Genomic DNA, 25,389 nt, shown 5'->3' with positions numbered 1-25,389 from the left:
GACCGCCCATGGCCTATGTTACCGATAAACCCGCCTTCGGCGCCAGCCTCGCTTCCCGCAAGGAAAGGCCCGCGCGCGCAAGACGCCGCCTCGAATTCGGCGCCTTCACCTATGGCCTGCCGCTGATAGCGGCCTTCCTGGCGCTCTGGGAAATCGCCCCGCGCCTCGGCTGGCTGAACCGCATCTTCTTCCCGCCGCTCAGCGAAGTGCTGGAAGCCTGGTATGCGATGCTGCTCGACGGCACGCTGTCGGCCAATATCGGCATCAGCCTCGAGCGCGCCGCCATCGGCTTCCTGCTCGCCGTCGTGGTGGCCGTGCCGCTCGGTTTCCTCATGGGGCGCTACACGCTGTTCGAAAAGGTCTCCGACCTGCTCGTCCAGACGCTGCGCAACACCTCGCAATTCGCCCTGCTGCCGGTCTTCATCCTGCTGCTCGGCATCGGCGAGGCCTCGAAGATCGCCATCTGCTTCTATTCCTCGATCTTCTTCCTGCTCATCAACACGATCTCGGGCGTCAAGTCGGTCGATCCGCTGCTGCTCAAGGCCGCCCGCTCCATGGGCACGTCGGACCTCGACATGTTCCGCAAGGTCATCCTGCCGGCAAGCATCCCGTCGATCGTCTCGGGCATGCGCCTTGCCGTCAAATCCTCGATCTTCGCCGTCATCGGCGCCGAAATGCTGGCCGCCAAATCCGGCCTCGGATTCCTGATCCAGCAATCGCAGCTGATGATGGAAACGGCAGACATGTATGCCGGCATCGTCACCATGACCGCGATCGGCCTCATCGTGAACTACCTGCTCGTCTGGTTCGAGCGCTGGGCCACCGCCTGGAAGGGCAGTTCCGAAATCTCCCACACCTGAATTCCACGTTTCTGAAGGGAACACGACATGACAAGCCTCAACCCATTCCTCCTGCGCCGCACGCTCCTGTCGGGCCTTGCGGCCCTCGCCCTCGCCAGCGCGGCGCTTTGCGCGCCAGCCCTGGCCGAAGACAAGCCCGAAATCATCCGCATCGGCAGCACGGCGCCGGGCCACCTGAAATTCATCCTCGAACGCCACAGCGGCTCGCTCGCCAGGGAATTTGAAAAGGACGGCATCAAGGTGGAGTTCATCGCCTTCACGAATGGCGGCTCGGAAGCCACGACCGCGCTTGCGACCGGCGCCGTCGAGTTCATCTATACCGGCAACAACCCGGCCCTGCGCGTTGCAGCCGCCGGCGCCGACGTCAAGGCGATCGGCCTTTCGAGCTTCGTGAAGGCCAACGGCTCGGCAATCATCGTGAAGGCGGATTCCCCGATCAGGTCGCTCGCCGATCTCAAGGGCAAGAAGGTCGCCTATCTCGCCGGCACGGTGCGCCATTCCACCTTCGCCAAGGCGCTGAAATCCGTCGGCCTGTCGCTCAATGACGTGGAATCGCTCAACCTCGCCTTCGATGCCTCCGGCCCGGCGCTGGTGCGCGGCGATGTCGATGCCGTCGTCGAAAGCGGCGATGTCGCCGCCAAGCTGGTCGAGACCGGCCAGGCCCGCGTCATCCTCGATGCCTCCTCGCATCCGGAATGGTCCGCCCCCTTCGTCATCTCGGCCAATGGCGCGTTCGTCCGCAAATATCCCGATCTCGTCAAGCGCCTGCTGAAGGTCGATATCGAGACCGCCCGCTGGGCCGATGCCCATCCGGAAGAGACGATCAAGATCTTCGTCGACGAAACCAAGTCCTCCGAAAAATCGGTGCGCGAAACCTATAAGGACAATGTCTTCTACCAGGACCCGAAGATCACGCCCGAAGCGCTGGATTCGCTGAAGAGCGAAGAGCAGTTCATGGCAGACGCCAAGCTGCTCAAGGGTTCGGTCGATTACGGCAAGTGGATCGACACCAGCTTCCTCGACGCCGCCTATAAGGAAGTCGACGCCGGAAAGTCGAACTGACGGCACCGCCGCCGTCAGCCCGGGCAAGGCCGCCAAAGGACCCGTCGATATTGCCGACGGGTCTTGCGCTCGCGCAAAGCGCGCCCCGCCCCGCGTTTACCTTACGTATCGTTGCCTACTATCGTGCCGCAGATAAAGAGCATAAACTTAAGCCCAGACTAAAATGCCATCGGGGGAGCGCGGGCATGGGGCAGGACGGCAGGACGATGAGGCGGGGCAGCCGCCGGTGGATGGCGGCGGGCGTAGCCGGTGCGGCGGCCCTTGCCGCGGGGGCGGCAGCGGCGGCCGACGAGGCGGCGACGCAGCCCACTCACGCCGCCCTGACCAGCCATGTGCCGGGTTTCATCACCGCGCCGGGCGAGACCGACATCCTGTTCGTCATCGTCATCGTGATGCTGCTGGTCATCGTTCTCGCCATCGGCAATTTCTACTTCCAGCTCCACGCCGTTCCCGAGCGCATCGCCCACCGGGCCAACAAGGGGCAGCTGGAAATCGTCGCCGTGCTGGCGCTGATCTCGCTCTTCACCCATAACCATATCTACTGGATCATCGGCCTGCTGCTGGCGCTCGTGCGCATTCCCGATTTCGCCACGCCGCTCTATTCGATCGCTCGCTCCGTCGCCCGGCTTGCCAGCGGCGCCCCCGAGCCGGGCCAGCCCGCCGGCACGGCAGCCGCCCCCGGCACCACGGCCGGCGAGCCTGACATCGCCGCCCCGCCCGCAGGCACGCCCGCCGCCCATCCTCCGGCGGCCCATGCCCCGGCAGCCCATATCCCGGCGGCCAATACGCCACCCGCCAACAGGTCGGCCACTCATGCCCCGGCCACTCATGCGCCGCCCAGCCATGCGCCGGTCACTCATGCGCCGGTCACTCATGCACCGGTCGCCGGCGCGCCGATCGCGCCGGTGCCGGCGGCCGCCGTCCACCCGCAGCCGCCGCGTCCGGCCGCGTCGCATCCCGGCCCGCAGGCGGTCCAGCCGGCCGTCAAGAGCGGGCCGCGCGGGGAAGGTATCTGACCATGCTCGAACTCATGCTCTGCTCGATGCTGACCATCCTTCCCGATTATCTCTACCGGCGCTACGTGCAGGACAAGCGCATCGGCCGCGAAATCACGCTCTACAGCATGTGGTACGAGCTGCGCTGGGGCATTTCGGCCTGCCTGATCCTCACCATCTCGCTGATCACGATGATCTTCTATTTCCACCCCTCGACGAAAAGCGTGACCGCCGTCTTCCGCACCGTCACCATCCTGCCGGAAACCATCGGCCGCGTGGACGAGGTCTATGTCGGCCTCAACCAGAAGGTGGAGGCCGGCGCGCCGCTCTTCCGGCTCGACGATTCCGCCCAGAAGGCGGCCCTCGACGTGGCGCGCAAGCAGATCGCCGAGGTCGAGGCCCAGACCAAGGTGGCCGAGAGCGAGCTTGCCAGCGCCGACGGCCAGATCCGGCAGGCGGAAGGCGCGCTGCAGGTCTCGATCGACGAATTGCAGATGAAGACCCAGCTTCTGAAGAACGACGCGGTGGCCCGCCGCGAGGTCGACCGGCTGACCAACACGGTCGAAAGCCAGCGCGGCATGGTCAGCGCCGCCTATGCCAACAAGGAAACGCTGCAGACCAAGCTCAACATTCTCCTGCCGGCGCAGAAGGCGAGCGCCGAGGCGGCCCTTGCCGCCGCCCAGGTCGAGCTCGACAAGACGCTGGTCAGGGCCGGCGTTTCCGGCACCGTCCAGCAGTTCACGCTGCGCAAGGGCGATGTGCTGAACACCATGCTGCGCCCGGCCGGCATCCTGGTTCCGGCCGAAGCCGGCCGCGGCACGCTGATCGCCGGCTTCGGCCAGATCGAGGCGCAGGTGATGAAGCCCGGCATGGTGGCCGAGGCCACCTGCGTCGGCAAGCCCTTCACCATCATCCCGCTCGTCGTCACCGAGGTGCAGGACGTGATCGCCGCCGGCCAGCTGCGCCCGACCGACCAGCTGCTCGACGTCGCGCAGCTCGCAAGTCCCGGCACGCTGACGGTCTTCCTGCAACCCCTCTACCCCGGCGGGCTGGACGACGTGCCGCCCGGCAGCAGCTGCATCGCCAACGCCTATACCAACAACCACGATGCGCTGGCCGACCCCGATATCGGCCTGTTCCGGTCGATCGGCCTGCACGTCATCGACACGGTCGGCGTCGTCCACGCCATGATCCTGCGCATGCAGGCCATATTGCTGCCGGTCCAGACGCTGGTGCTGACCGGGCATTGAGGGCAAGCCGGGCGCCGCCGCCCCGCCTTCCGTCATCTCGGGCTTGCCTTTGCCCCATATTCCAGGGCGCGCGCAGGATACCCGCACCCGCCTCCGCTCACCCGCGCCGGCCGCGCTCCGGGTAGGTCTCCCGCTGAGCCCGCATCAGCGCCGGAAGGTTGCGGATATATTGGGCCGCGCCGTAAAAGACGTTGGCCAGCCCCTCCTTGCCGGAAAGCCGGCGCAGGCTCTGGTTGCGGATCGCGAACGGGTTTCCGTGCGCGGCCGCGGAATCAAGCGCCGCATTGGCCTCCCGGATCGCCCCGAGCTTCTTCAGGGCCAGGTAGAGCGGATAGTAGCACTGCGTATCGCCGGCCCGGATCGCCCGGTCATAGTAGAAGACGGCGCCGGCCAGGTTGCCCTCCGCCGCCGTCAGTCCGCCCAGCGCATACATGGCGTAGACGTCGCCCTGCTCCACGGCGGCGGCATAGTGGTGCTTGGCCCTTTCCACGTCGCGCGGCCGCATGTGATCGTAGATATAGCCGAGCTGGGCGGAGACCGGCCCGTAGCCGTTCTGCGCAAGTTCGAGATAGATCGCCAGCGCCTGCTCGTATCGGCCGGCCGCGAGCAGCCTGTAGGCTTCCTCGCCGTTTCTGGCGGCTGTCTCCCTGTCCACGGCGCTCCCCTCCGGCCCCATCCCGAAAGAACCCGCCCACAAAATACCCAAGGCAAAAGACGCCGCCAAGCTCGCCTATCGGCTGCGCCCACCCTCCGAATGCATGATGCTCGTGGCCGGCCGCTTCGCTGGCAGGCCAGGCCCGCTCCTCACACCCCGCGCATGTTTCCCCACATGAGCACATGCAGCAGAATATCGGCTTGGGAAAGAACTTGCCCGGCCATCGCTGACCCCCAATGTTTAGACTTTAAGGAAAATATCTGATTGCGACGCCGCCCGGAGGCGGGGTGCCTTCGTCTATGACGAAGCTTTCAAGCTTGCCGAGGACCGCGGCCCTGACTGCGGGCCATTCCGGCAGCAGACCACCTCGAAGATGGACCTCCAGGTAGAAGCGGTCCTTCCACGCGATCCGCATCACGCAACGATGCACGTAGGGTTTGATTTGTGGGGAGCAGGTTGCGAATTCTGTTTGGCCAAGATCGTTCTGACCGCGATAAACAAGACGGTAGACTTCAGTCGGCAGGAATGATGATTTTTTAAGAAATGAAAAGCCTTCATAGGTCATACTGGGAATATCTGCGATAAATCCTTGGCGTGCATCGCTTGCCGAAGCGGGGATAAAACCAATGCCAGCGTCAAGCCCGTATCCCTTGTAAAGACGGTCCATTGTGCCTTTCGCCAAGCACTTTTCTGGTCGGGCGGGCCTCACTGTCACAGCAGTACAGTTACGGTTTATCGCCACCCTTATGAGGTTGGACGTTGAGGGAAGCTCCAAAAATTGCCGTCTATTATCTCGCGTTTTCGCCGTCAGTCCGGGCCAAAGTGCGATGAATGAAAATCCGCTTTGTAGCTCATCCGGGGCAGCTTCGGAATTTTCCAGAATCGTCGCCAGATGTCTGACCGGTACGCGAAAAACATAGCCGTCCATCTGAAACTGATAGACATCATCGGAAATCGCTCGTTCGGAAATCAGCTTAACAGTTTTCTTGAACGGCGCGGACTCAGCTTCCGCCGCGTGAAAAGCGGTAGGTGTAAGTAATATGAGTAGGCCCGAAATTAGAAATTTTGCGCTTGATGCGAATGCAAGCGCGTTCTTACATGTCGAACGACCCAAACCCTATGCCCCCCGGAAATCGATTGATGCGTGACCGTATCGGTAGGAAACCACCAACGCAAATTTTAACTTGATTATAATACTCATATTTAAGGTCAAGGAGAAGGGCAATGACGAATTGACGTGGTATCGAAGGCATGGCAAGCCCTTATAAGGAAAATCTTAGATATAGCCGAGCTGGGCGGAGACCGGCCCGTAGCCGTTCTGCGCAAGTTCGAGATAGATCGCCAGCGCCTGCTCGTATCGGCCGGCCGCGAGCAGCCTGTAGGCTTCCTCGCCGTTTCTGGCGGCTGTTTCCCTGTCCACGGCGCTCCCCTCCGGCCCCATCCCGAAAGAACCCGCCCACAAAAAACCCAAGGCAAAAGACGCCGCCAAGCTCGCCTATCGGCTGCGCCCACCCTCCGAATGCATGATGCCGTTGAGCGGCCGCTTCACCGGCAGTCCAAGCCCGCTCCTCACACCCCGCGCATGTTTCCCCACATGAGCACATGCAGCTGCGGCAGCACCCTGGCGCCGAACCAGCGGTCCGACGTGACCCTGTCGACCAGCCAGCGCATGCGGTTCAGGATGCCGTCGAGATCGATCCTGTCGTCATCGTTGACCGGCGGCGTATGGTTGCCGGGTTGCAGGAAGACCGGCAGCGTCTCGAACGACCGGGCGACGGATTTCGCAAAGGCATAATCGTCCTCGTCGAAGATGACGATTTTCATTGCGATTTCAGGGCCGTCGCCGGCCGCCTTCACGCAGTCTCTCAACGCCGCCTCATCGAAGCCCATGCCGCTGGAGGGCGGTTTCGGGCTGAGGATGAGATGGTCGAGCGCCGAGAACCAGTCCTGCGCGATGGAGCCCTGCGTTTCCAGCGCAAACCGGTAGCCGTCGCGCTTGCCCCGCCCGATCAGCGGCGCGAGCGGCTGGATGGCCGGGTTGCCGCCGGACAGCGAAACCGTCAGCGGACGGCGCCCCGACAGCGCCTCCACCTTCGCCCAGATCTCGTCCGCCCCCATCGGCGCCCATTCGTCGCGATAGGCGCTGTCGACGGCATGCAGCGTGTCGCACCACGAACAGCGATAGTCGCAGCCGCCGGTGCGCACGAAGACGGTCGGAAGCCCGCAAAGCGGCCCCTCGCCCTGGATCGTCGGCCCGAAGATCTCGCTGACGCGGATCTTCTGCTCGCGCATCTGCGCGCCGCTCACGGCCGGTACTCCGCCCAGGTCTTCGGCGTCTCGCTGACCCTGACGGCGGACGTTTCCGGCAGGCGCTGCTTGCACCAGTCGTAGAAATGCCGGGCGAGCCATTCCGATGTCACCCTGTCGTGGCCGAGCGCCTCGTTCAGGTGCCGGTGGTCGAAATTGTCGTCGATATAGCGCTTGAGCGGCGCAAGCTCGTGATAGTCGCGCACGAACCCGTCCGCGTTGAGGTCGGCCGCGGCAAGCTCGACGACGACGATATAGTTGTGCCCGTGCAGGCGCGCGCACTGATGCCCCGCGGGAAGATGCGAAAGCTGGTGGGAGGCGGAGAAGTGGAATTCCTTGGTGATGCGGTACATCACTTCACCTCCTCTGCCTTGAAGCCGCCGTCCCTGAAGCCGGCCGTGGCGGCCGCCCAGAAATCCGGGTCCTCGTAGACGGTCGGGTCCGCGACACCGGCGAGATGGAAGGCCTCGCGGCGCTCGACGCATGTTCCGCACCGCCCGCAATGGGCGCTGCCGCCCTTGTAGCAGGACCAGGTCTCGCCGAACGGCGTCCGGTGCCGAAAACCGTCGGCGACGATGTCGGCCTTGGTCGCGTTCACATAGGGCGCAAGCAGCGTCACGTCGGCATAACCGTCGAGCGCATGGCGCTGCATCGTCCCGAAGGCCGCGATGAAGCCCGGCCGGCAGTCGGGATAGATGAAATGGTCGCCGCCATGCACGGCAATCGCCACGGCATCGGCCTGGCGCGCGGCGGCAAGCCCGAAGGCGATCGACAGCATGATGGCGTTGCGGTTCGGCACCACCGTCGCCTTCATCGTCTCCTCGGCGTAATGCCCGTCCGGCACCTGGATGTCGTCCGTCAGCGCCGAGCCGGTCAGGTGTTTGCCGACGCCGGAAATGTCGATGATATCGTGCGGCACGTTCAGCCTGCGGGCGCAGAGCGCGGCAAATTCCAGCTCCTTGACGTGCCGCTGGCCGTAATTGAAGGAAATGAGGCCGATGAGCCGGTGTTGCGCCGCCATGGCATAGGCGAGCGAAACGGAGTCGAGTCCGCCGGAGCAGACGACAAGTACTTTCATGTCAGGATCCCTTGTTTTGTTGAACCGGGTGGGCTGCGACCGGTTAGCGGGGCATTTCCTAAACGCGTGGAGCGTCCATGTCCAGACGTGAAACGGAATGAGCCTTCACGTCCAGGCTCCGAATTCGCCGTAGCCGCCGGCAATCGCCTCTTCCGCAAGCCTGGCGAGCGGTTCGTAATCACCATCAGAAAGCACGTCGAAGCGGACAAGGCCGAGCGTGTCGCGCGCCCCGGCGAGCGCCGGCGCGGCAATGGCGGCGGCAAGCGCCTGCCGCAGCAGCGCCACCCGCTCGTCGGATGCGTCCGCCGCGGTGATGAAGGGCAGGCCCGGCCCGCAGGCCGTCTCGGCAAGGACGCGCACGCCGCCGAGCCGCTGCGGATCGAAACGCCGGATATTGCCGAAGGTGATACAGTCGATCGCCGCGCAGCCGGCCCGCCCCGCGGAAACCGCATCGATGCTCGCCCCATGGCTGCCGGTCTCGATAACGCCGGCAAAGAAGCGGCCGTTTTCGGCAAGCGGCGCGATCGCCGCCCGAAAGAGATTGCTGCCGGAATTGCTGTCGGGACTGTTGATGGCGGCAACGGTGCCGCGCAGATCCGCCAGCGATCGCGCGCCGCTGTCCCTGCTGACGATGACGAAGCTGCGCATCAGCGGCCCGTCGCAGCCCGGATGCGAATAGACCGGCGTCGCCACAAGCCGCACCCTGCCCCGCAAGGTCTTCACATAGGGATATCCGCAGGTCTGCGACAGCATGAGGTCCGGGCGCAGCCAGGCCTCGTCATGCGCGATGCCCGTATCGAGGCGCTCCGGCAGCCCGGCAAGCCCGGCATCTGCCAGATGCGCGCGCAGAAAGGACCACAGCTCCTGCGTGGCCTGCCCGAGCGGCGGCGGCGTCACATACATCGCCAGGCTGGCGAGAGACATTCTGGCCGGCCTATTGCTGCTGGAAGGCCAGCCGCACGCCGAGCGCCATATAGATCGAGCCGACCACCTTGCCCTGCCAGCGGCCGATCGTCCGGTTCTTCGCCAGCCAGCCGCGCACCGAGCCGGCGCCGAAGGCAAGCGCCGAGGTCACGCAGATGCTGAGCGCCACGAAGATGACGCCGAGCAGCGCGAACTGGCCGATCACCGACCCGCTTTCGGGATGGATGAACTGCGGCAGGAAGGCGAGGAAAAACAGCGCCGTCTTCGGGTTCAGGATTTCGGTGAACACGCCCTGGCGGAAGGCCTTTGCCGGGCTGATTGGCGGCGCCGCCGCGCCGACATCGAGATTGCCGGACTTTTCCACGAAGGCGCGGTAGCCGAGATAGACGAGATAGGCGACGCCCACATATTTGACGATCTCGAAGGCGAGCGCCGAAGTGGCAAGCAGGGCCGAAAGGCCGAAGGTCGCCATGGTGGAATGGATGAGGTCGCCCGCCGCAATGCCGAGCCCGGTCGCAATGCCGGCCTGCCGGCCGCCGCTGATCGAGCGCGCCAGCACGAGCAGCGTCGCCGGCCCCGGAATGACCATCAGGCCGAGCACGACAAGAACATAGGTCGTCAAAACAGCTGTCGTCATCGATCGTCTTCTTTCCTTGAAAAACCGCCTGCAAACTACCGGCTTTCGCCATCGATGCAATATCACCAGGGTTTGGCTGCCTGCCGGGGCGGCGGCCGCGAAAATCCGTTGCGCCGGGCCGGGAATGGGCGCAGGCTTGTGGCGTCGGCGCCGTTTCAGGGGCGCGGCCGCTTCCGGCCGCAAGCCCTCGCCGCAGCGCGAAAGACGCGCCGCATAGACCCGTTCGCGTCACGACATCGAGGAGGACACCATGGCCAAGGGGCAATTGCGCAGCAACAAGGAGGCCCGCAAGCCGAAGAAGGACCGCACGCCCGCGCCCGCCGCACCCGCGCCCGGCGCGCAGGTCAAAATGGCCGGCACCGCGACCGCCGAGAAGAAGAAGTAAGGCCCGGCCCGCCTGCGCCACCCATGGCGCCACACATGGCGCCACACACGGCGCCGCGCATATCGAGACCGCGTGCCGATGCCCTGCCGCACCGGGCGGGCCGCCGGCCGCCGAGCGACCTGACCGGCGCTTCGGCGGTCCCGGACCTCTCGGCATGCGCCCCACGATCGCTCGACCGGGTCGAGAGGGTCAGGCCGCCGCGTCCGGCAGGGTAAAGATAAACCTCGCCCCGCGCGGCTCGTTCGCCTCCGCCCAGAGCTGCCCCCCATGCGCCTCGACGATCGAGCGGCAGATGGCAAGCCCCATGCCCATGCCCTGTTCCTTGGTGGAAAAGAACGGCTCGAAGATCTTGTCGGGAAATGCGATGCCGGCGCCCCGGTCGCTGACCTCGACGCGCGCCATGCCGTCTGCCCGGCTCTGGCGCACCTCAAGCAGCCGGCCGCCGGCAAGGTCGGCCATCGCGTCCATGCCGTTGCGCATGAGGTTGATGACGACCTGCTGGATCTGCACCCGGTCGAAGGGCGTGGCGAGCACCATATCCTCGCCGGCGAGGTCGATGCGCAGGCCGTGCCGCGCCGCCTCTTCGGCCAGCAGGTCGCGCGCCTCGGCGACGACGCGGCCAAGGGTGACGCAATCGCGCTTGTCCTCGGCCTGCTTGAACAGCGCGCGCACGCGGGTCACGACATCGCTGGCCGAATGGGCGCTGACGATGATGCGCTCCAGCGTCTTCTGCGCCCGCTCGATATTCGGCGGGTCCGTCATCAGCCAGCGCCGGCAGGCGTCCGAAGAGCTCATCACCGCAGACAGCGGCTGGTTGACCTCGTGGGCGATGGAGGCCGAAAGCTCGGCAAGGCTGGCCGCCTGGCTGGCGCGGGCAAGGCTTTCCTGCGCCGCAAGCAGCTTTTCCTGCACCCGCACCTCGCCGTCTATGTCGAGGCAGACCACGTTCCATTGCACGATCGCCCCCTGCTCGTCGCGCATGGGCGCGGCGCGCGTTTCCACCCAGCGATATTCGCCGTCGTAACGCCGCAGCCGATGGCGGCGGGCATAGGGTTCGCCGGTCTTCAGCGAATGGGCGTATTTCTCCTTCACGCCGGCAAGGTCGTCGGGGTGGACCCCGGCATCCAGCGTGCCGGCAAGGCGGGATTTGCCCGTCCCGTCCAGCGCTTCGAGATCGTAGCCCAGGAAATCCCGCAGTCTCTGGCTGCGGAAGATCGGCTCGCCGTCCGGCGTGGCGCAATCGATCATCGCCGGCAGCGTTTCCACCAGTTCGCGCAGGAAGCGCTCCCGCTCGCGCAGCGCCTCCTGCGTGGTGACGAGATCGTGGACATCGGAACTGACGCCATACCACCGCAGGATCGTGCCGGCCTCGTCGCGCAGCGGTTCGGCCCGCGTTTCCGTCCAGCGGTAGCTGCCGTCGGCGCGGATCTGCCGGTATCGCTGGAAATAGGGTTCCCCGGTCGCAAAGGCATGGCGCGCCGCCCGGATGGCCGCTTGCCGGTCATCCGGATGCACGACGCCGAGCGAGGGCGTTCCGTCGGGCGCGATCATGTCTTCGAGCCCGGCGCCCGTCACCTCGGTAAAGCGCTTGTTGATATAGGTCGGCCGCCCCTCGGCCGTCGTGCTCCAGATCAGCGCCGGCACCGTGTCGATCATCTGCTGCAGCTGCCGCTCGCGTTCGCGCAGCGCCGCCTCGGTGCGCTTGTAGGCGTCGATATCGACGGTCACGCCGTACCAGCCGGTGATGCGCCCCTGCCCGTCGCGCGTCGGCCGCGCCGCCGCCCGGTGCCAGACATAGGCGCCGTTGGCGCGCAGCACCCGGTATTCGAAATTCCAGTGCTCGCCGGTCCTCAGCGCATGGCGCAGCGTCTCGCCGGCCTCCTCCGCGTCGTCGGGATGCACGCCCCGCTGCCAGCCCTGCCGCCCGCCCTCGACGAAGGGCCGGCCGTCGAGAAGCAGGTTCAGGTCCTCCAGCACCATGGCGATCGAGGTCTGCGCCGTCGGCGTCGCGTAGGTGAACTGGCCGGCCGCATCCATCGCCCAGGCGCCGCCATAGAGGTTTTCGATGGCAAGCGCCGTGCGCACCGCCTCGCCGGTCTCGCCAAGCGAACTGGCCGTCGTCCAGCGCTCGTCCTGCCGCGCCACCGCCGGGTCGATATCGACGCTGGCCCCGTATTGCGGCTCCACGCGGAATTCCACCCAGCGGTAGCTGCCGTCGGCCTGAAGCCTGCGGTAGCTGCTGACCTGGGGAATGCCGTGGAAGAAGGCGCGCGCCCGCGCCTGCTCCACCGTCGCCCGGTCGTGCGGATGAACCTCCGCCATCGGCGGCAGGCCGGAGGCGAATTCGCTGCCGGGCGCAACGGCGCCGTCCCTGCCGCTGTCGACATCGATGACGGTGCCGTACCAGCCGGTGATCGCGCCGCTGTCGTCGCGCAGCGGCTGCCCGGTGGTTCGCGTCCAGCCGTAGCCGCCGGATTGCCGCAGCATGCGGTTGTCCATGCTGTAATATTCGCCCGTCTGCAGGCAGCGGCGCCAGAGCGCGGCCGCCCCCTCGTAATCGTCGGCATGGATGGCCCGCTTCCATCCGAATTCGCCGTCCGCCAGCGGCCGGTTGAAATCCGCAAGGGTGAGCCCGAGAAAGGCCAGCACGTCGGGCGTGACGTAAAGGAAGGCGCCGGCGGCATCCGTGGCCCAGCCGACGCCCGTGACCTGCTCCACGGCTTTCGCCGCCCGCACCGCGTCGCCTTCGGCCCGGTCGGGCGCGCCCATCGAAACCAGCGGGCCGACAGACAGCGACAGCGCAAAAAACGCCGCCCAGGCAAGGGCAGGCTCGCGCCAGCCGGCATCGAGCGCCGCCAGCAGCGCGGCAAGGAAAGCCACGGCCAGAACGGCGCAGATCAGCCTGACGGCCCGCCCGCGCGCCCACAGAAAGGCGGCCGCCACCGGGCCGAGCAGCCCGAGCGGCGACGATGTCAGCCAGGTCACGGCAAGACCGGCAAGGCAGGCGGCGGCGGCAAGCAAAAGGCGCCGGCGGGAGGGATCGCGCATCAGCATGCGCGCGTCCCGCTGTCGCGCCGAGGCTGGGGACGGTTGCTGGTGCGGCCACTCTCGGCCGGTGGCGCCCGGTCGGACATAAGCATGGTTCGACCTGATCTCATCATATCGAAGGATTTGCAATAGGCTGCTGCGCCGCAGGATAGCGCCATCCCGGCCAATTGGAAGGGCGCCGGGCGCCGCCGCCGCCCGCCCCCGGCTCAGGCCCGTTTCAGCGCCGCCAGGTCGCCGCTTTCCAGCGCCGCCAGATTGGCCTCGATCCTGTCGATCGGCCAGTCCCACCAGGCAAGCGCCAGGATCTCGCCGATGACCTCGACCGGATAGCGCATGCGGATGATGCCGGCCGGGTTTCCGCCGACCACCGCATAGGGCGGCACGTCGCGCGTGACGACCGAGGCGGCCGCGACGATGGCGCCGGCGCCGATCGTCACCCCCGGCATGACGACGGCGCCGTGGCCGATCCAGACATCGTGCCCCACCACCGTATCCTTCACCGGCAGGTCCTTGTAGCCGAAGGTTTCCGGCTTGAAGATGCGGAACGGATAGGTGGTGATGCCGCCCATCGGGTGGTTGCCCGAACTGGTCATGAAATAGGCGCCGCGCGCGATCTGCACGAACTTGCCGATGACGAGCTTTTCGCGGCTCTCCGGCCAGAGATAGGGCGCCAGGATCTCGGCCGTGTCCTCCAGCCTTCCGTAATGGGTGAAATAGCTGTAGTCGCCGATCTCCATGCGCGGATGGTCGATGACGTTCTTCAGGTACATCGTCGTCTTCGAAACCCGCCCGTCCGGATGGGTGACGGGAAAGGCAAGGTTCGCATCGAGAAGCGGCATGAAAGCACCTCCGCAAGGGGTTTGCCGCGCCAGGGCGCCGCAGCCGGACTGAGGCCGGCACCTGCCCCTATAGCCGATCCGCCGGCAGGAGCCAAAATATCGTGCGCCCGGTCGAATTCCACCCGGCCCGTTCGTCTGTAGAATGAAGGCAAGCCCGCCCGCCATTCGCAACAGGAGGAACCCATGCCGCATTACCTGGTCGCCATCCACCACGCCGACGATTACGACGCCAGCCGGGAGGACGAGGCGATGCACCGCGCCATCGACGCGCTGAACGACGACATGGTCGCCGCCGGAATCCGCATCTTCGTCGGCGGCCTGCAGCCGGTCGGCAAGGCAATCTCCGTGCGCAGGCAGCCGGACGGCGGGCTGCTCGTCACCGACGGCCCCTATCTGGAAACCAAGGAACATATCGGCGGTTTCTGGGTGCTGGAATGCGCCGATAGGCAGGAAGCGCTCGCCTGGGGCCGCAAGGCCGCGCTGGCCTGCCGCGCGCCGGTGGAGGTGCGCCCGTTCCACTGACCGCTGACCACTGGCCAATGACCAATGACCGGCAGGCGCTCCTTCATCGCCCTCCCATCGCGGTGCCGGCGCTGGCGGCGCCGGCAAACGACGGCCGCCGTATGGACAGCGCGCCGCCGGCGCCTATCTGCCGCTTCTGTAGAAATCCAACTGGAGGGAAAGCGATGTCAGAACTCGTAGTGCTTGGTTTCGATACCGCCGACAGGGCGGATGCCGTGCTGAACCGGCTGGTCCAGCTCGAAAAGGAATATCTGGTCGATCTCGAAGACGCCGTCATCGCCGTGCGCGATGCGCAGGGCAAGGTGCGCCTCAAGCAGAGCGTCAACCTGACGGCGGCGGGCGCGGCAAGCGGCGGCCTCTCGGGGGCGATCTGGGGCTCGCTCGTCGGCCTCCTCTTCCTCAACCCGCTCGCCGGCATGGTCGTCGGCGGCGCCGTCGGCGCCGGCTCGGGCGCGCTTGCCGGCTCGATGACCGATTACGGCATCGACGACGACCTCATCCAGAAACTCGCCGACACCATCCCCATCAACAGCTCCGCCCTCTTCCTGCTGATCCGCAAGGTGCAGCCGGAAAAGGTGCTGGCCGAATTCAAGGGCGAACACGCCACCCTCCTGCGCACCTCGCTCTCGCCCGAGCAGGAAGCAAGGCTGCGCACCGCACTGTCGGCAGCACCGGCCGTTGCGACACCTGCGGCCTGAGGCGCCGGCGCAAGACGATTGTGCCGGGTGCGCGTGTCGTGCCCGGCGCATGCGTTTGCGGCCATGGATTGTCGTCGGACAGATCCATGCGAATGGGTGGTGTGGCATCGGCAATTGGTGGGGATGCAACGGTGGTTGTCGAAATGTCGAGCGTCACATCAAGGGATCGTTCAACTCTAATATATTCTTGTAGGCCAAATGCCCCTCCAGAGAAATTTGAACATGGTACAACCCGGGTGTAAGGACACACGGATGACGCCATTGACCTTGCCCCGTTGAAATAATCCATTTTGAAGTAAGCTCTGGCCCATTGAGAGGACCAGGGAATGAAGCGCAACCGTTTCACAGACGAACAGATCATCGGGATTCTGAAGGAGCACGAGGCTGGCACGCCGGTCTCGGAGCTTTGCCGCAAGCACGGAGTCAGCGATGCCAGCATCTATAAATGGAAGGCCAAGTTTGGCGGCATGGATGTGTCGGAAGCCAAGCGACTGAAGACGCTGGAGGACGAGAACACAAAGCTGAAGCGGCTTCTGGCGGATGCGATGCTCGACAATGCTGCTTTGAAAGACCTTTTGGGAAAGAAGTGGTGACGCCCGCAGCAAGGCGGAAAGCTGTCGCGCATATGATGGGTTACCACGAGATGAGCGAACGGCGGGCGTGTAAAGCCATCGGCTTTTGCCGGATGACGATCCGTTACGAAACCAGGCGCAGCGATGACTATGACCTTCGCGAGCGGATGAAGGCGCTGGCGCATGAACGCCGCCGCTTTGGATATCGACGCCTTCATGTGCTGCTCAGGCGCGAGGGTCACCTTGTGAACCACAAGCGGCTCTTCCGGCTCTATCGGGAGGAGAAGCTGACGGTGCGCAAGCGCGGTGGCCGCAAGCGAGCGATCGGCACACGCGCACCGATGCTGATCCCGCTTGCCCTCAATGATCGTTGGTCGCTGGACTTCGTCTCGGATCAACTCACTGACGGACGCAGGTTCCGAGTGCTTACGGTCGTGGACGATTGCACCAGGGAGTGCCTGGCACTCATCGCCGATACCTCACTTTCCGGTCTGCGGGTTGCCCGTGAGCTTGACCGGATCATCGAGGCGCGTGGCAAGCCAAAGATGATCGTCAGCGACAATGGCAGCGAGTTCACCAGCAACGCGATCCTGCAATGGACGGACCGGACCAAGGTGGAATGGCACTATATCGCGCCCGGCAAGCCGATCCAGAACGCCTTCATCGAAAGCTTCAATGGGCGGCTGCGAGATGAACTCTTGAATGAGACCCTCTTCTCGTCACTGACGCACGCTCGATCAGCGCTTTCAAACTGGCGCAGCGATTACAACGATCATCGACCGCATTCCGGCCTCGGCTGGCTGACACCTGCCGAGTTCGCTCAGACCATCAACCCGCGACGTGATGCGGTGCTGCGCAGCCGCAATGGCTCCGCACCGCAACCCGCCGCTACCGCCCCAAACACAGCAACCCAAAACCGCTGGAGCGAACTCAAAACCGGATAAAACTTGGGGGCAAGGTCACCATTGCAGAACGGTTGGGGGCCGGGGAGCGAAGTCAGAATTGACCAGAGAGGCGACAACTCTACCATTCATCGCTGTGATACGAAGATCTATTGAGACATTCCTGCCATCCAATCTCGGGTTCAATTGGAATATCACCCCGTCGGAGCTGAGGCGGACCTCTTCAACAAAAGTATACTCTCTCTGAAAAACCTTGAGGTCATCCGAAACCTTTATCCGGTCAGCCCAATTTACAGGCGCTCCGCGTAGTTCAAAGAGAAGCAGCTCCCGCTCCGCTTCAGAACGGCAATATACCCATTGCAAGGCTTCATCGAGCCGCAACGGCGACACCGCAAGAACTTCCGCGCATCGATGCTGGACGATCGAATGATCGCCGCCAATACCGCCTATGTGATAAACTTTTTCAAACGGGATAGTAGAAAAATGCGCTTCGGTTGGGTTGTACACCGTCCCGGGTATTTGCATATTCCTATCGCTAAATTGCGTGCCTGCGCGGGTGAGAATAGCTTCTGCATCAAGGACAAACATGACCAGCACGGGAGCGTGTGACGCATCGCCGTATCGGCCCTCTCCGGGTTTTCTTATCCCCTCGATATGGTATTGCGTCGGTGTGCAGGGGCGAAAGTAAATCCTGACAAAATCATGGGCAGCGTGACTAGCGTCTATGACGCCCGCCGCAGCAACATCGATTGGATGTGGGTTGGTCGGATCGTTGCGCGAGCACAATTGCCCGGACCGCAAAATCGACACCGCATTTTGCAGCGGACTATGATGAAACAAATACCGCGGCCAATTGCTCCTGTATCGATAATATTGCAGCGATAAAGTTTGCTGCCAGCCCATTATATGAGCGCGAGCGAAACCGACGCTTAGTGCCATGACATCTCGGTCTGAGCAGATGGAGGCGGCACTATCGCGCTTCCGCGACTCGAAGGCGCAAGTTCTACAGCCAGTTCGGCCTCATCTCCATCCGCGCGAAGTATTTCGATAGGCCGCACCTGTGGGAGCAAACTTACCAGCGACAGCAACGGCATCCCCCCCTCGGCGTCGATAGAGGCAACCCTATCCTTCGTGAGGAGACCCTTCTGTAGCGTCAACCAAACCGCACGCAGGTCGTCGCGTTGAAGGACCCAAGAATTGTGGTCGATCTCAAGTTCGAGGCCGTCTTCCTTGATGCGCGCACGGATCGGCTTTCTCGTCACAATATCGACCAGCACGTTTTCAGAAAGATCAACTGCCCGATTGAGATCCAACCAAAACGCGTCAAAAGATAGCGGCTTGTGTCTACCGGATTTGATCTGCTCGGCGACATGCTCAAGATGTTCGGGCAATCCGATATCCTTGGTAAAATCGTGAATGTAGATATCTATCGGAAGCTCGGACAAATACTTTTCCATGAGAGGTCGGACATCCGCCCAATCCAGTCCGCCATTGCCGCAACCAAGCCGCGGGAACGAGATCTCTCTGATACCGACCGCCTGATAGGTTGCTACGAACTTTTGCAGGCCCATCTCTATCCACTCGATACGAGAAGGATTTCGCCAATGTATCTTTGTCGGGAAATTCAGGGTGAGATAGTCCTTGCCCCGCCAAAGCCACAATTTGCCGGGCTCCAAGAGCTTTTCGTCGCATATCTTCTGGTAGGCTCGGAACATCTCAGGCTCGCGATTCTTGAATTCCTTCGCGATCCCTTTGCCCATGATCCCGACGCAGTTTACCGTATTGACCAGCGTTTGAGCCGGTGACGAAAACAAGTCTGTACGCCGATATACAAGCATCCAAGACCTCCATAGCGGTGAACACTCATCAGAACAAAGAGTGAACAAATAAGGTATTTGCGACGGCCTTACCAGTCCGTAGATTTAGAGTCCAGCCCCGATCTTAGCATCTCATTCAGAATGGCGACCACTCAATTTCGCCAGATAAGCTTAGGCGAACTTATGCACAGTCTGAACGCTCAGGCTCACACGAAGCTTGTCGCTCCATATCGACAGCCATTCACTCCCGCACCTTCACCCCTTCGCCGAGCGGCGCCTCCAGCCGAAACTCGAAGCCCTCCGCCCCGTAGCTGATCTCCGCCCTGCCCTGAAACGCCGCCGGCAGCAGCCTGCCGATCATGCGCGATCCGAAACCTTCGCGCGCCGGCGCGCCGGTCTCAGGCCCGCCGCGTTCCTTCCATTCCAACACGAACCGCCGCTGGCCGGCCTCGCGCTCCACGCTCCAGCCGAGCCGCACCACGCCGGCCTGCCGGCTCCGCCCCGTATTTCAGGCTGCTCGTACGAACTCATGCGGCATCATAGCACTTGTTGCGATGCGAGATCGACATTGAGGCTGGAGTAGGCCTCCGCAAATGTGCACCGCGCCTTCTCTTTCGCAAATCATTCCCCAAGCGCCGCCGGGCAAGCATCCACTCCCGCCCCCCCCTAGATCAAGCTCGGCTCCGCATCCGGATCGACCTCGTCGAGAATGTCAGGCGAATTGTTCTTGTAGCTCCCCACCCCCGATTTGCCCGGCCGCACCGGCCACATCACCATTTCCTCCGAAGGATAGGGCACCATCAGATCGGCCGGGTCGGGCTCGTCGGAGAGCCACCTGTCGTAATCCTTGCGGTTGAGGATGACCGGCATGCGGTCGTGGATTTCCGCCATCATCGCGTTGGCCTCGCAGGTGACGATCGCGAAGGTGCGGATGCGCTCGTCGGTTTCGGGGTTTCGCCACATCTCCCAGATGCCGGCAAGCGCGAAAGGCTCGCGCGATTTCATGGCGATGGCGTATGGCAGCTTGTTCTTGCCCGCCGGGTCCAGCCCCTTCCATTCGAAATAGCCGTCGATCGGAACGAGGCAGCGGCGCGAGCGGTAGGCGGCGCGGAAGGTGGCCTTGCTGCTCAGCGTATCGGCGCGGGCGTTGACCATCGGGCGAAACGGCGGCTTCGCCCAGCCGGGGATCAGGCCCCATCTGGCCGAGACGAAGACCGGGCCGACCTTGCCGGCGCGGTCCTCCTCCTTGACGATGACGGGATAATCCAGCGACGGCGCGCCGTTGTAGCGGGGAAACTGGTTGCCGAGATTGAGGCTGTCTGCCCGCCTCGCAAACGAAAAGTTCCGCAGCAAGGTTTCAAAATCGCTTTTGACGAAGACCCGTCCGCACATGCGCGCTTCCTCTCCTGCCGGAAGATCCGGCCCTGAACCAGAAGAGACGGCCGAAGCGGACATTTGCCGCCTCCGCCGCCGCTCACTCCCGCACCTTCACCCCTTCGCCGAGCGGCGCCTCCAGCCGAAACTCGAAGCCCTCCGCCCCGTAGCTGATCTCCGCCCTGCCCTGAAACGCCGCCGGCAGCAGCCTGCCGATCATGCGCGATCCGAAACCTTCGCGCGCCGGCGCGCCGGTCTCGGGCCCGTCGCGCTCCTTCCATTCCAGCACGAACCGCCGCTGGCCGGCCTCGCGCTCCACGCTCCAGCCGAGCCGCACGACGCCGGCCTGCCGGCTCAGCGCCCCGTATTTCAGGCTGTTGGTCGCAAGCTCGTGCAGCGTCAGCGTCAGCATCAGCGCCTGCTGCGGCGCAAGGTCGAGATCGGGGCCGGAAATGCGGATGCGCTCGCTGAAATCGCCGACGGAGACGAGGCCCGCCTGCACCAGGCTGTGCAGGCCGGCATCCGCCCAGGCGGTCTCCGTCAATATGTCGGTGGCGCGGCCGAGCGAGACGAGGCGGGCATTGTAGATTTCGGCGGCTTCCGCAAGGTTGCCGGTCTGGCGGAAGGTCTGGTTGGCGATCGATTGCACGAGGCTGAGAACGTTTTTCAGCCGGTGGCCGAGTTCGTGGTTGAGCAGCTTCTGGCGCTCGCGCGCGCTTGCCCGCTCGGTCACGTCGGCGGCCATGCCGAACCATTCGACGATCGTGCCGCCGGCATCGAAGATCGGAACGGCGCGGGTAAAGGTCCAGCCCGCCTTGCCGTCGCCGCGCCGCACGCGATGTTCCAGCTCCAGCGGCCGCCGCTCGCGGATGGCATGCGCAATCGCCATGCGCACCTGCTGGCGGTCCTCGGGAAAGATATATTCCTCCATCCAGCGCTCCGCCGGCCCCGCCTCGTCGGCCGGATGCCCGTGCCCGTCGAGCCGGCGCATCTCCTGCCAGTCCGGGCTCATGCGGAAGATCACGTCGGAACTGGCGTTGATCAGCGCCCGCATCCGCTCCTCGCTGCGCCGCAGCGCCTCTTCCGCGCGCCGGCGCGTGGTGATGTTCTGCATGACGGCGAGCAGGCGCGGCGGCTCCTCGGAAAGCCGGGTGACGAACATTTCCAGCATCATGGCCCGCGCCGCCGATTCCCGCTGGAACCGTTCGGACTCGCCTGTCGCCAGCACCCGGTCGCAAATGTCGAACCAGTCTTCCCCAACGTCCGGAAAGGCTTCGCGGATCGTCCGGCCGCTGAGATCGGCGATGGAAAACATCGCCTGCATGGCCCGGTTCATGGCGACATAGAGATAGTCGCACCGCCCGTCCTGCCCCGAGGGCAGCCGCTCGATGATGCAGGCGCCCTCGTCGATGGAATCGAAGAGAACGCGGTAATGACCGCCGGCGTCCCCGCCTGCCCTTGCCCGACCCGAGCCCTCAGTATCGAAATCCATGCAATCTTCCACGCACCCGCAAAACCGCCGCCGCCCCGGCGCGAAGACGATCCGCAACCGGCGCCCGGCCATGATATCAGGCGCTTGATACGCAGATTAGCGTTTTCTGGATTAGCTGCGAAAATTTTGGACCGGAACGTTCATGAGCGGCCGGTCAAGCGCATCGCGGCGCCAGAGACAGACGTCGATGGTCGCGCTGAAATTACATAGCTGTGAAATACAGACGAATCCGCTGATGTCGTTTGCTGCTGCCGCCTGACCGCAATCGTTGGCGCCTATACAGGAACTCCGAAGAGCGAGATCGTGAGAAAAAGTGGCAGCGGCTAAACCCTCCGCCGATCCATTTCGGCAAGCTCGCGCGCACATCCGACACCCGACCAAGCTCCGTAAGAGCCGATCACATATAGGTTCTGCTTAGCGCGCGAAACCGCGACGTTGAAAATGTTCGGCGAGCCTGCAGCCCAAGCTCTGGCACCATTTTGCGATGCTTTTGGAGCACCGAGAACAAGCATCACACTCTCAGCCTCCCGCCCCTGAACCGTGTGTACGGTGCCGATCCGATCTTCGGCCCACTTTCGGATATCAATCTTCAGCGCAGCAAACAGTGCCGTCTCACGCTCGAGGCGACGCCTCAATTCCTGAGCGACGATACGAAATGGCGTAATGATGAAAAGGTCCGGATCTGCTGCGCCAGCCTCAGCAATCTGTTTCAGTAGCCTCACCACAAATTCACCTTCTGCAGGACACCACTTGGAGTCTGCTTCGCCGTCAATATCGAACCAGGCCGATGGGCCTATCGCCGCACCGACGGTACCGGGATTACGGGCCGAGGGCGCATGAACCATCTGCCCGTCGTAGGCAATTCGATTGGAGATCCCAAACATCGGCTCTTGGCAACGGCGATGAACCAGCAATGGAATGCCGACCTTGCGGGGCTCCTGATCGGACCGGAAAACACCCTGAAATGCAGAGGCACGGTCGGCAAGCGTTTGCACTGAAGCTTCGGGTGCTGCCCAAAGTGGCTTGTCGATTTTGAAGAACCTGCAGATCTCCGCGTTCAAGCGCTCCGGTAGGGTGACAACGGGCGGAATCTGAAGCGGATCGCCAACAACGACCGTGCGGCGCGCGCGCATCACAGCACCAATTGCCGCCTGCGGAGGCGCTTGCCCTGCCTCATCTATCAGCAACCAGCCGATGCTGCCGGCGGGCATATCGCCTAGCATACGCTCGACCGATGCGAAGGTCGTCGAAAGGACAGGAACGACCATGAACAAGGTCGGCCAGAGTTCCCCCAGGAGTTTGCGCTTCGTGTCATCCTGAGGCGGCCCGCCCGAAAAAATGTCCATGAGAATGCTGAGATTATGGAGCACCTTCTGCGCCGCTGCATCGATGAATGCGCGATGGACGGCAACAGCGGCAATGAAGAGCTCCTCGCGCTTGCGATGCAGGCTATCCGGTAGCCACGGGGCGGCAAGGTTCGATGCCTCGTGTCCCTTAGCGAAGAAAGTAGCATCGACCACACGGTCACCAAGCTCCGCCCTGTGTTGCTCGACGCTGCGCGATGCCTCGTCAACGTTTTGCCGCAGTGAAGCGACCGCGCCTTCCAGCCGGCGAATATCGGCTGTCAGCGCACTGAAGGTTGCGTTTGCCTTCTCCAACGCCTGTTTGGCCGCCGAAAATGCGCCCCTCGCCTGCAATGCCGCCTGCATCAGGGGTGCATGTGCATCGGACCAGTCTTTCCAGCGCCGCGTGTGGAAAAGGCGAGAGAAAAAGCCGGGACGCAACGTCAGATGATCAAAGACGTTTCGCTCAGACTGGTCCCTGGTAGCTTGCATATCTGCCAGATGCGTTTCGAGCTTGAACTTATCTGCTTGGGCAGCGGCAAGGCGGGAGAAAGATTGCTTGAGCGCACTCTCCTTCCCGAATAGCTCATCCCGCATCACCGTCAATTTCAAGCAGAGCTGGCGAACAGCTTCCAGCGCCTTCAGTTCCACATCGATTTCGCGCTTCAGCCTCAGCAGAGTGTCTCTGGCGCTCCGCCACCTGATTTTGACAACCTGCGGCGTCGGCGGCTTTTCCGACAGGATGACGGCAGGCGTGCGTCGCTCTATGACCTCCCCAGTCTCGGGGTGCTTAACCTCGCGCACCACGGGATCGCCTTTCACTGCCTTCAGATAGAGACGGAAGCCGTATTCCTTATGCCACCAGAACGACTGCTGGAAATTGAATCGGTTCCCCGCATTGCCAAGCACTGCCGCAATCAGGCCCCACGTCTCGACTGGATCGGCGCGATCGTCGTCGTCATCGGCGTCGAACATCCGCGGCCCATGAACGACATCCGAGATCGACCGGAAATAGCTCAATTCCTCGACCCTCCGCCCCACGGCTTTCGCCGCCGGCAACTCACTGCTGACGTTTTCGACCGCCTTGTTGTTGCTTGAGGCTACGAGCATCTCATAGCCCTTGAGGCTCGGAGCAAGAGTGTAGAGGTGGAAGAAGCCGCTATCCCCGGCTTTCACCTTCTCGCCCGAGGGAGAAAATGCAGCCTCGGGATCATCGAAGGCGGACATTGCCAGGGCACGATCAAGCACATTGGCGGCGACGATATCGCGAAGAAGCGTTGTCTTACCTGTGCCGGGAGGGCCGTTGACGGCAATCATGCCCTCCCCCTTGGCGAGCTCCGCTCGGGCGAGGTTCACGGCGGCTTGCTGCAACAAGACAAGCGGATGCCCGCCGGGGCTCGGCCAGCGCGCTGCCGGCATCATTGCAGGAGCAACTGCCCTTTCCAGCGCCTGTCTGTTGGTTAGCAGATCTGGCGCATCATTCGGCCTTTCCATGCCCAGATAGCGCCGCACGCCATCAGGCGCGGAGCCGCTATTAATAAGAGAACCAGTACGGGACAGATCACCGAGGAAAAAGGAATTCAGAATTGAAGCCTCGGGGGCATTTTTGGCTCTGATATGATGGTAGACACGCAACGCAAAAGACGGCGGCTCAACAAGGTTGTCGGACAAACCGAACTGTTCCACCAGCCAGCGATACGTCCGGTCGATGGTTGCAAGGTCGAGAGGGATAGGTGCGCCGTCGTCGTCCTGCCGGCGGACCATCTCGTCGAGTTTTCCCACGATCTTGTGTTCAATGCTGGGCCAGGCGCCAAGGCTCGATAGTTTCAGCTTCAGGGCAAGCGGCAGCGCCCAGGCAAAACTTGAGACAGCGATGCCATTTTCCTCGACGAGTATACCTTTGCGGTCGACGAGAATGGCTGCGATCGCAGCCTTTTCTCGTAGCCGCGCACCGAGTTCCTCATCCTGACCAAACGCCTTGACCAGTTCTTCGGTCGCCTTGTCCATGGGGATGGCACCGAGGATGATCTGATAGTAGAGCTGATAATTCGGCTTTGAGCGTTCACCTCGCACCCAAGGAAGCGGTGACATCTTAAGTTCTGCGATGCGTCTGCGCTCTCCCCCGGCCATGTCCTCCGGACGCCGATAGGTTTGAGGCGAAAGCGCTTCAAGAGCCGTCCATGCCGCAAGGATCGCCTGCGGCTCATTCGTACTCTTGGGGGGCCGCGCAGAGGGAAGTTCGCCCAGTTCTATCTTTTCCGACAACGGCCCATTCCGGCGCGACGCTGCTGCAATGCCAGATGAACGCGCCCGCGCGGCGCCACCACTTTGGTTGGCATTGCTGGATATTGTCGGCATGGTTGGCGAAGCACTATGCCCCGCCATGGCCGAAGTCGGCTGCCGCGCAGAAATTGTCTTCAGGGCTTCAGCAACCCGTAGACGCAGTTTGGCAGCTCGATCTGTTGATCTCTGCTTCAGTTCACGTTCCAAAGCGCCAAGGATTGCCGCATCTAATTGGCTCTTTTCAAACAAGGCCTCCAACAAATCAATGCGGTGGTTGAAATAAGGGCGAGGGCCTCCCGTCGGCATTCCACTATCCTTCTCTTCCGATTGCATTCGCATGCCAGGC

23 protein-coding genes and 1 pseudogene are annotated in these 25,389 nt (G+C 63.4%); 8 read left to right on the top strand and 16 right to left on the bottom strand.

The window, feature by feature from the left end:
• Window positions 1-8: 8 nt before the first annotated feature.
• The 4 genes and pseudogenes from ACU8HS_RS18480 to ACU8HS_RS18465 all read left to right on the top strand — a co-directional run bounded on the left by ACU8HS_RS18480 (window position 9) and on the right by ACU8HS_RS18465 (window position 4,167).
• Window positions 9-860, top strand: a complete 852-nt coding sequence (locus ACU8HS_RS18480; protein ID WP_447014878.1) for an ABC transporter permease — start codon at window positions 9-11, stop codon at window positions 858-860.
• Window positions 861-887: 27 nt separating this feature from the next.
• Complete coding sequence (locus ACU8HS_RS18475) at window positions 888-1,922, top strand: aliphatic sulfonate ABC transporter substrate-binding protein (protein WP_112566656.1); 1,035 nt, start codon at window positions 888-890, stop codon at window positions 1,920-1,922.
• Window positions 1,923-2,314: 392 nt separating this feature from the next.
• Window positions 2,315-2,674 (top strand): annotated as a pseudogene (locus tag ACU8HS_RS18470) (hypothetical protein); the annotation flags it as partial.
• Window positions 2,675-2,940: 266 nt separating this feature from the next.
• Window positions 2,941-4,167, top strand: coding sequence for an HlyD family secretion protein (locus ACU8HS_RS18465; protein WP_113414288.1), 1,227 nt, complete (start codon window positions 2,941-2,943; stop codon window positions 4,165-4,167).
• Window positions 4,168-4,264: 97 nt separating this feature from the next.
• Here ACU8HS_RS18465 and ACU8HS_RS18460 read toward each other — a convergent pair whose 3' ends face one another.
• The 8 genes from ACU8HS_RS18460 to ACU8HS_RS18425 all read right to left on the bottom strand — a co-directional run bounded on the left by ACU8HS_RS18460 (window position 4,265) and on the right by ACU8HS_RS18425 (window position 9,768).
• Entirely contained in the window at window positions 4,265-4,822 is a 558-nt protein-coding gene (locus ACU8HS_RS18460) for a hypothetical protein (protein ID WP_447014877.1), read from the bottom strand.
• 247 nt (window positions 4,823-5,069) lie between these two features.
• Window positions 5,070-5,936, bottom strand: coding sequence for a hypothetical protein (locus tag ACU8HS_RS18455; RefSeq protein ID WP_447014876.1), 867 nt, complete (start codon window positions 5,934-5,936; stop codon window positions 5,070-5,072).
• Window positions 5,937-6,098: 162 nt separating this feature from the next.
• Window positions 6,099-6,242: a hypothetical protein gene (locus ACU8HS_RS18450; protein WP_162719051.1), complete on the bottom strand. Its 144-nt coding sequence runs from the start codon at window positions 6,240-6,242 to the stop codon at window positions 6,099-6,101.
• 149 nt (window positions 6,243-6,391) lie between these two features.
• Window positions 6,392-7,114 carry a 7-carboxy-7-deazaguanine synthase QueE gene (gene queE / locus ACU8HS_RS18445; protein ID WP_447015922.1) on the bottom strand — a complete coding sequence of 241 codons (723 nt, stop codon included), beginning with the start codon at window positions 7,112-7,114 and terminating at the stop codon, window positions 6,392-6,394.
• 11 nt (window positions 7,115-7,125) lie between these two features.
• Window positions 7,126-7,482 carry a 6-carboxytetrahydropterin synthase QueD gene (gene queD / locus ACU8HS_RS18440; RefSeq protein WP_112566677.1) on the bottom strand — a complete coding sequence of 119 codons (357 nt, stop codon included), beginning with the start codon at window positions 7,480-7,482 and terminating at the stop codon, window positions 7,126-7,128.
• Window positions 7,482-8,207, bottom strand: a complete 726-nt coding sequence (queC, locus tag ACU8HS_RS18435) for a 7-cyano-7-deazaguanine synthase QueC (protein ID WP_112706253.1) — start codon at window positions 8,205-8,207, stop codon at window positions 7,482-7,484. Before queC ends, queD begins: the two co-directional genes overlap by 1 nt.
• Before the next feature lie 105 nt (window positions 8,208-8,312).
• Window positions 8,313-9,131: a phosphate/phosphite/phosphonate ABC transporter substrate-binding protein gene (locus ACU8HS_RS18430; protein ID WP_447014875.1), complete on the bottom strand. Its 819-nt coding sequence runs from the start codon at window positions 9,129-9,131 to the stop codon at window positions 8,313-8,315.
• Between the two features lie 10 nt (window positions 9,132-9,141).
• Entirely contained in the window at window positions 9,142-9,768 is a 627-nt protein-coding gene (locus ACU8HS_RS18425) for a LysE family translocator (protein WP_447014874.1), read from the bottom strand.
• A gap of 250 nt (window positions 9,769-10,018) precedes the next feature.
• Between ACU8HS_RS18425 and ACU8HS_RS18420 the strand changes: the two genes are divergently transcribed.
• The gene (locus tag ACU8HS_RS18420) at window positions 10,019-10,153 is read left to right on the top strand and encodes a hypothetical protein (protein WP_447014873.1); all 135 of its coding nucleotides are present in this window, start codon (window positions 10,019-10,021) and stop codon (window positions 10,151-10,153) included.
• Between the two features lie 189 nt (window positions 10,154-10,342).
• Here the strand turns inward: ACU8HS_RS18420 and ACU8HS_RS18415 are convergent, their stop codons facing one another.
• Both ACU8HS_RS18415 and ACU8HS_RS18410 read right to left on the bottom strand, forming a co-directional pair.
• The gene (locus ACU8HS_RS18415) at window positions 10,343-13,207 is read right to left on the bottom strand and encodes a PAS domain-containing protein (protein WP_447014872.1); all 2,865 of its coding nucleotides are present in this window, start codon (window positions 13,205-13,207) and stop codon (window positions 10,343-10,345) included.
• A 200-nt stretch (window positions 13,208-13,407) separates the two neighbouring features.
• The gene (locus ACU8HS_RS18410) at window positions 13,408-14,040 is read right to left on the bottom strand and encodes a CatB-related O-acetyltransferase (RefSeq protein WP_447014871.1); all 633 of its coding nucleotides are present in this window, start codon (window positions 14,038-14,040) and stop codon (window positions 13,408-13,410) included.
• A 183-nt stretch (window positions 14,041-14,223) separates the two neighbouring features.
• Between ACU8HS_RS18410 and ACU8HS_RS18405 the strand changes: the two genes are divergently transcribed.
• From ACU8HS_RS18405 to ACU8HS_RS18395, 3 genes are all read left to right on the top strand, one after another.
• Window positions 14,224-14,562: a YciI family protein gene (locus ACU8HS_RS18405; protein WP_447014870.1), complete on the top strand. Its 339-nt coding sequence runs from the start codon at window positions 14,224-14,226 to the stop codon at window positions 14,560-14,562.
• 164 nt (window positions 14,563-14,726) lie between these two features.
• On the top strand, window positions 14,727-15,260 hold the full coding sequence (locus tag ACU8HS_RS18400) for a DUF1269 domain-containing protein (protein ID WP_112706258.1): 534 nt from the start codon (window positions 14,727-14,729) through the stop codon (window positions 15,258-15,260).
• 326 nt (window positions 15,261-15,586) lie between these two features.
• Window positions 15,587-16,776, top strand: a protein-coding gene (locus ACU8HS_RS18395; protein WP_447014869.1) for an IS3 family transposase whose coding sequence is annotated in 2 segments (ribosomal slippage) — window positions 15,587-15,836 and window positions 15,836-16,776 — 1,191 coding nt in all. Because the reading frame shifts where the segments join, the coding sequence is not laid out codon by codon here.
• Between the two features lie 15 nt (window positions 16,777-16,791).
• Here ACU8HS_RS18395 and ACU8HS_RS18390 read toward each other — a convergent pair.
• From ACU8HS_RS18390 to ACU8HS_RS18365, 6 genes are all read right to left on the bottom strand, one after another.
• Window positions 16,792-17,673, bottom strand: a complete 882-nt coding sequence (locus tag ACU8HS_RS18390) for a DarT ssDNA thymidine ADP-ribosyltransferase family protein (RefSeq protein WP_447014868.1) — start codon at window positions 17,671-17,673, stop codon at window positions 16,792-16,794.
• On the bottom strand, window positions 17,664-18,572 hold the full coding sequence (locus tag ACU8HS_RS18385) for a macro domain-containing protein (protein ID WP_447014867.1): 909 nt from the start codon (window positions 18,570-18,572) through the stop codon (window positions 17,664-17,666). The genes ACU8HS_RS18390 and ACU8HS_RS18385 overlap by 10 nt, the downstream gene beginning before the upstream one ends.
• 220 nt (window positions 18,573-18,792) lie before the next feature.
• Window positions 18,793-19,032: a hypothetical protein gene (locus ACU8HS_RS18380; RefSeq protein WP_377314102.1), complete on the bottom strand. Its 240-nt coding sequence runs from the start codon at window positions 19,030-19,032 to the stop codon at window positions 18,793-18,795.
• Window positions 19,033-19,217: 185 nt separating this feature from the next.
• Window positions 19,218-19,943: an SOS response-associated peptidase gene (locus ACU8HS_RS18375; protein WP_112566698.1), complete on the bottom strand. Its 726-nt coding sequence runs from the start codon at window positions 19,941-19,943 to the stop codon at window positions 19,218-19,220.
• Between the two features lie 82 nt (window positions 19,944-20,025).
• Entirely contained in the window at window positions 20,026-21,417 is a 1,392-nt protein-coding gene (locus tag ACU8HS_RS18370; RefSeq protein WP_447014866.1) for an HWE histidine kinase domain-containing protein, read from the bottom strand.
• A gap of 323 nt (window positions 21,418-21,740) precedes the next feature.
• Window positions 21,741-25,376 (bottom strand): DEAD/DEAH box helicase, encoded by a 3,636-nt coding sequence (locus ACU8HS_RS18365; protein ID WP_447014865.1) that lies wholly within the window; start codon window positions 25,374-25,376, stop codon window positions 21,741-21,743.
• Window positions 25,377-25,389: the final 13 nt, after the last annotated feature.

The organism is Rhizobium sp. KDH_Rht_773_N (assembly GCF_052946295.1).
This window is presented reverse-complemented; position numbering and strand designations above follow the sequence as displayed.

What these genes read in the sequence shown, in the direction of transcription:
- ACU8HS_RS18480 (WP_447014878.1), top strand. Translation starts at nt 9, where the DNA reads ATGGCCTATGTTACCGATAAACCCGCCTTCGGCGCCAGCCTCGCTTCC.
- ACU8HS_RS18475 (WP_112566656.1), top strand. Translation starts at nt 888, where the DNA reads ATGACAAGCCTCAACCCATTCCTCCTGCGCCGCACGCTCCTGTCGGGC.
- ACU8HS_RS18465 (WP_113414288.1), top strand. Translation starts at nt 2,941, where the DNA reads ATGCTCGAACTCATGCTCTGCTCGATGCTGACCATCCTTCCCGATTAT.
- queE (WP_447015922.1), bottom strand. Translation starts at nt 7,114, where the DNA reads ATGCGCGAGCAGAAGATCCGCGTCAGCGAGATCTTCGGGCCGACGATC.
- queD (WP_112566677.1), bottom strand. Translation starts at nt 7,482, where the DNA reads ATGTACCGCATCACCAAGGAATTCCACTTCTCCGCCTCCCACCAGCTT.
- queC (WP_112706253.1), bottom strand. Translation starts at nt 8,207, where the DNA reads ATGAAAGTACTTGTCGTCTGCTCCGGCGGACTCGACTCCGTTTCGCTC.
- ACU8HS_RS18430 (WP_447014875.1), bottom strand. Translation starts at nt 9,131, where the DNA reads ATGTCTCTCGCCAGCCTGGCGATGTATGTGACGCCGCCGCCGCTCGGG.
- ACU8HS_RS18425 (WP_447014874.1), bottom strand. Translation starts at nt 9,768, where the DNA reads ATGACGACAGCTGTTTTGACGACCTATGTTCTTGTCGTGCTCGGCCTG.
- ACU8HS_RS18420 (WP_447014873.1), top strand. Translation starts at nt 10,019, where the DNA reads ATGGCCAAGGGGCAATTGCGCAGCAACAAGGAGGCCCGCAAGCCGAAG.
- ACU8HS_RS18415 (WP_447014872.1), bottom strand. Translation starts at nt 13,207, where the DNA reads ATGCTGATGCGCGATCCCTCCCGCCGGCGCCTTTTGCTTGCCGCCGCC.
- ACU8HS_RS18410 (WP_447014871.1), bottom strand. Translation starts at nt 14,040, where the DNA reads ATGCCGCTTCTCGATGCGAACCTTGCCTTTCCCGTCACCCATCCGGAC.
- ACU8HS_RS18405 (WP_447014870.1), top strand. Translation starts at nt 14,224, where the DNA reads ATGCCGCATTACCTGGTCGCCATCCACCACGCCGACGATTACGACGCC.
- ACU8HS_RS18400 (WP_112706258.1), top strand. Translation starts at nt 14,727, where the DNA reads ATGTCAGAACTCGTAGTGCTTGGTTTCGATACCGCCGACAGGGCGGAT.
- ACU8HS_RS18390 (WP_447014868.1), bottom strand. Translation starts at nt 17,673, where the DNA reads ATGGCACTAAGCGTCGGTTTCGCTCGCGCTCATATAATGGGCTGGCAG.
- ACU8HS_RS18385 (WP_447014867.1), bottom strand. Translation starts at nt 18,572, where the DNA reads ATGCTTGTATATCGGCGTACAGACTTGTTTTCGTCACCGGCTCAAACG.
- ACU8HS_RS18375 (WP_112566698.1), bottom strand. Translation starts at nt 19,943, where the DNA reads ATGTGCGGACGGGTCTTCGTCAAAAGCGATTTTGAAACCTTGCTGCGG.
- ACU8HS_RS18370 (WP_447014866.1), bottom strand. Translation starts at nt 21,417, where the DNA reads ATGGATTTCGATACTGAGGGCTCGGGTCGGGCAAGGGCAGGCGGGGAC.
- ACU8HS_RS18365 (WP_447014865.1), bottom strand. Translation starts at nt 25,376, where the DNA reads ATGCAATCGGAAGAGAAGGATAGTGGAATGCCGACGGGAGGCCCTCGC.